This window comes from Candidatus Cloacimonadota bacterium, from assembly GCA_034661015.1.
GTDB lineage: Bacteria > Cloacimonadota > Cloacimonadia > JGIOTU-2 > JGIOTU-2 > JAYEKN01.
Genome location: JAYEKN010000146.1, coordinates 3,806 through 9,257 on the forward strand (window position 1 = coordinate 3,806; position 5,452 = coordinate 9,257).

Genomic DNA, 5,452 nt, shown 5'->3' on the forward strand with positions numbered 1-5,452 from the left:
TCACTTTCTATGTAAAATCATTAAGAAATCACCTTGATCTTTAGCGTCGGATACAAAATTAATTTCTTCTCCCTCAGGAATGGAAACCGGTGATATAACCGCAATTTTCAAATTTTTATCAAGGAGTCTCAGCTTATTTGCCGTTCCAAGATGGGACGCACTATGAAAATCACCGTTATAATGGATGATAAATTTTTCGGGATTTGATTGCAAATATTGAAAAACACTTTCAGCCATTGTGTCGTCTTTCAGGCACTGAGCAGCATAAATTTTATCAAAACTGTTCCGCATCATAGGCATTCGTTTTGAAGATCCGCTTTTCATATTTGCAGTCATCGTTTCAATAAATTTTATTTTATAATCGTTATTCAAAACTTTCAATTCTTTAGCAGTGAATTTCTTTTCATTTTCAGGAATCGAATCTAAGGCACTAATACCCTTTTTGTTTATCAGGGCAGCATATTTTCTGGGAACGTTTGCAGCAATTACATCCAAATTATTTTTTACGGCAAAATCAACGATATTTTTATAATCGCTAATATAATTTGGCCATGCTCTGGATTTTTGCAGAAATCGGTCTTCGGCAATTTGACTTGTGAGAAAACTATCAACCACACTTTGAACATCTCGCTCAAACATTTCCATAGATATCACCATATCCGCTCGTTTTGCATACAGAAACGGCAGAATTTCACTCTCAATAGAATGAATAAGCGCATCATCGTGATACTCACCGAAAAAGACAACATCATAATCTGCAAGTCGGTCAGCCATTTCGAGTAATGAAAGTGCTTGTCCGGTGGCTGAATCATATAACTTATATTCTTGTTCTGAAAATCCATCTGCCTGAACAGATAAAAATAAAACGAATATTGTGAGACTAAACAAGAGTATGTTTTTCATTTTGGTCATCTCCTTTTTAAATATGTGAACATTCCTTAATATTTTCAATTTCGATTAATAAAGTAGTAAAGTAAAATTAAAAAAAATAATTTTTTTCATCAGCAAAGTAATCCATATCTTTGAATAATTTATTGATATTATAATTTCTTATCAATTCTGAAAATATCCAAAAAATCATCATCAATTATTACTTCTGCAATATTATGCCGGTTAAGGATCTTAAAATACTGTTTCACCTTATAAATTAATTTTTCACCATCCATAAATTCAAAATTAACTCGGTCCAAAAACAATTCAATTCTGTCAACAGGTTGATGCATCAGATCAAACGATAGTTTTGCAGCTGCGATTCTGTTTTCGTTTACCCAATTAATTGCAGATTTCAATTCTTCCAAAAACACTTTTGTTAGTTCGGGATGTTTGCGGGCAAATTCACCCTTTAACACTAAACCTGCGTTAGGGAAGCTACCAAATCCGGGATTTATTTCATTCCAAATTTTATTGAAAGATATGATGGAAATTTCTTCACCCCTATCTTTCATAATTTTTATAGCGTAGCTGGCTTCCGGTTCGCGAAGGATCACCGTATCTGCTTTTCCGGTTACAAAATCTTTGTAAATTTCTTCCGGTCTGCCAAAAGGTTTTCCGAAAACAAACTTAAAATCATCGGTGTTTAAACCACTCGCTGTAATTAAATATTTAGCAATTTTTGCAGGTGGTGCTTCTTCAAAAAGGGGAGTATAGATTTCCCTTCCTTTAATATCTCCAAGATTGTCTGCTTTATAGCGAGTAAGCAGAACAAAATTATCCCAAACAAAAAGTGCCGGGATTTTAATATCGCTGTTTCGTAATTTTGCCGATGTAATGAGTGCCGAAAAGCTGATGTCCGCTTTTCCGTTTGTAATCCAGGCAAGATGTTTTTCTGTTTCTTCCCACACTTTGAGCTCTGTGATATTAATACTCTTTCTAATTTTTTGGGATTGGAGCAACCTCATAATTACCGGATACGCAACTGGCGTCGCCGACTGAATGACAACATCAATTTTTGAAGATGATACTTTTTCTTGCGGATTTTCAATAACCATTTTGTGAAAATATATCCAAAATTCACCTGATTTTCTTTGCTCGGTAAGGTGCTCAAATCCCATTTCCGAAAGCATATTAATAATGGGAAGCGGTTCAAAATTCTGAATAAGAATGAATCCGTTATCTTCCTGAATTTCATAAGCCTTTTTGATTATAACATAAAACGGGTCGGTGGTCATTGTTCTTACTTCAAGAATTTCAAACTGGTCTTTTCGTTCTTGCCAGGAAACAATTTTTTCTTCCTTCTCGGGATTAAAAATGGAAATTCGATATTCTCTCGTTTTTTCTAAATTAAAAATTAAATTCAGCCCGTGTGCTACTTTTAATAATTCGTTTGGTTTTCCTACAGAAATAATCACGATATTTTTTTGCGGTGCCAATTCAGAAACTTTTTTGATTAATTCTTCGACAGTATTGCTGTTGTAAATGTAGCGTTCTTCGTTTTCTTTCCACGTGATGTTAACACTTTTATCCTCAATGGCATCGCTAATTTGTTTGATACATTCGGGCATACTTTTCAGCAATTGATCTTCCACACCAAGATAGCCGTTGATTGTGTGCAATATTTCACACACCGATAAGCCGGTCATTCTGGCTGCATCATTAAAACTGGCAAAACGAGCGAGGGTATTATACATCATCGGATTCTGCATCCGCTTAAATTTGGGGGACAAATCCGACAGCACTGGTTTTAACTGCGGATGTTTGTCTAAAGTTGATTTGATATTTGAACTCGCCAAAATCACATTGGGACGGTTCATTTCTTCACCCTTATAAACAGAAATAGCATTTACGGGGCAAACATTTAGAGCTTTTTCACACATTGTAACTTCATCGGTATTTTTGGGTTGACGTTTTAGATACGCCCGATTGCTGTCGTTAATCTCAAAATTATCACCTGCAACTTCTACACAGGCTCTACAGCCGATACATTCTTCTGAAACTTTATACTTTTTCATCTTGATAATCCTTATTTGGAATTTGTCCGTTGGGGAGCCTTTTTCAGACCTCAAGGATGGTTGAATTTGCAAGACTTCCGTAATGGTCGGTGATTACGCAATCAGCCACTGGGAAGGTGTGAATAAAAGACTCGAGGATAAACAACATCCATCAACGATCCCAAGTTTTCGGAGTTCAGGGAACAATTCCGTTTCGCTTCAATATTTTAACAAATGAGAGCAGCCTTCCAAAAATTTACAGAAGGCTGCTCAATTAATCAATAATTATCCAATCATGTTTTTAATGTCATCATCCACGTTTGTGATTCCACTAATATTGAAATTATCCACGAGAACATTCAACACAGCCGGTGAGATAAATGCGGGAAGAGTTGGTCCAAGATGGATATTCTTCACTCCAAGATGCAACAATGCCAGAAGTACTGTTACAGCTTTTTGCTCATACCAAGCAATATTGTATGCGATTGGGAGTTCGTTGATATCCTCAAATTCAAACACTTCTTTTAGTTTTAGAGCAATTAAAGCGAGTGAATAACTGTCATTGCATTGACCTGCATCAAGTACGCGGGGAATTCCACCAATATCACCGAGATCGAGTTTAATATAACGGAATTTTGCACAGCCAGCAGTAAGGATGATTGTATCCTTAGGAAGTTTTTCAGCGAATTCGCGATAATAATCTCTGGTTTTATGACGTCCGTCGCATCCAGCCATTACCACAAATTTTCTGATTGCTCCTGATTTTACAGCATCAACTACTTTATCTGCTAATGCCAAAACCTGATGATGAGCAAATCCACCTACAATCTTCCCGGTTTCGATTTCAGTAGGAGCAGGAAGAGTTTTTGCCAAAGCAATTGCTTCGGAAAAATCTTTTACTTTTCCCTTTTCGGGGTTAGCAATATGTTTCACACCGTCAAATCCGACTTCGTTTGTGGTGAAAACACGATCTTTATAAGAAGGTTTCGGAGGAACCAGACAATTTGTTGTTAAGATTATTACTCCGTTAAATTTTTCAAATTCCACATTCTGCTTCCACCAGGCATTACCATAATTGCCGACAAAATTGTCATATTTTTTAAAGGCGGGATAATAGTTTGCCGGAAGCATTTCACCGTGTGTGTAAACGTCCACACCGGTTCCTTTGGTTTGTTCAAGGAGTTCTTCCATATCTTTCAGGTCGTGCCCGGAGATTAGGATTGCCGGATTTTTACGAACGCCGATATTCACTTCAGTAATTTCGGGATGTCCGTAAGATTCCGTATTTGCAGCATCGAGAATCGCCATTGCATCTACAGAATATTTTCCGGCTTCTAAAACCAATTCCACCATATCATCCACAGTTAAAGAATCGTTGAGAGTGGAAATAAGTGCTTTTTCGATAAACATCACGATCTCTTTAACTTCTTTTCCGAGACGCATTGCGTGATCTGCATAAGCGGCCATTCCCTTCAATCCATAAATTAGAAGTTCGCGTAAGGATCGAACATCTTCGTTTTCTGTAGCGAGAACTCCCACGGTGGCTGCTTTAGCATCAATATTTTCATCGGTGATGGTGAAAGTGGCTGCATCATGCTCAGCGAGTTTTCCGGCATCAATTCCCATTTCTGCTACTTTTTCTTTTCCCATCTCACGCATTTTGAGCGTTTCTTTGATCGCTTTGATGAAATAGGCTCTATCAAAATTTGCATTAGTAATCGTTGAGAACAATTTTTCTACGATGAATTTGTCGAGATCATTGCAAGTTTCTCTGTATTTTTTCCGAATTTCCAATGGTGCTTTTGAGCGGAAAATCACTAAGCCTTTTAGTGAATAGATCAAAAGATCTTGTAAATTTGCCACATCACTTTTTTTTCCGCAAATTCCATTTACTTTACATCCTTCATTTTTCAATGTCTCCTGACATTGATAACAAAACATACTCATTATGTTTCTCCTTTTCTTTTTTAGAAATATCTTTTCAATAAACCTTGAAAAGCTTTACCATGACGTGCTTCATCTTTACACATTTCGTGAACCGTGTCGTGAATTGCATCATATCCGAGTTTTTTGGCAAGGGTTGCCAAATCTTTTTTACCTTTAGTAGCGCCGTATTCTGCATCTACACGAGCTTGCAAATTTTTCTGCAGTTGCACCACATACGGGGCATTTTTACGGCGGATTTTCACCTTCGTGAACATATCCGCACACTGTGCATATCCATTTTTGTTTCATTTTTTTCCTTTATTTTTGATTTATTTTAGATAAAACATCAAGTTGTATATTATCTATAATATATTTAGCTTATAATTACATTCTCACGAAATCTTTCGGGAAGCTTGCGAACAAGAAGACCAGACAAAGCATTAGAAGGATGAATTCCTTTTAGTATTTGCGTTATGCCTTATACGAAAAAAGAAAATATTTTAGGTGCGGCATTCTCAAAGCTGGGGCTTTGAAGAAAAATGCGTTCCCAAGCAGGGGCTTGGGAACGAGAATGTCTTTTGCGGCTTGGGAACGAGAAT

The 5,452-nt window shown here is 36.8% G+C and carries 3 protein-coding genes and 1 pseudogene; all 4 read right to left on the bottom strand.

Annotated features, from left to right (window positions below):
• A complete protein-coding gene (locus U9P79_05820; GenBank protein MEA2104139.1) occupies window positions 1–903 on the bottom strand; it encodes a ChaN family lipoprotein in 903 nt (300 codons plus the stop codon).
• A 137-nt stretch (window positions 904–1,040) separates the two neighbouring features.
• Window positions 1,041–2,948 carry a ferredoxin gene (locus U9P79_05825; protein ID MEA2104140.1) on the bottom strand — a complete coding sequence of 636 codons (1,908 nt, stop codon included), beginning with the start codon at window positions 2,946–2,948 and terminating at the stop codon, window positions 1,041–1,043.
• 264 nt (window positions 2,949–3,212) lie between these two features.
• Window positions 3,213–4,874 carry a hydroxylamine reductase gene (hcp, locus tag U9P79_05830; GenBank protein MEA2104141.1) on the bottom strand — a complete coding sequence of 554 codons (1,662 nt, stop codon included), beginning with the start codon at window positions 4,872–4,874 and terminating at the stop codon, window positions 3,213–3,215.
• A 20-nt stretch (window positions 4,875–4,894) separates the two neighbouring features.
• Window positions 4,895–5,074: pseudogene (locus U9P79_05835) on the bottom strand (NADH peroxidase).
• Window positions 5,075–5,452: the final 378 nt, after the last annotated feature.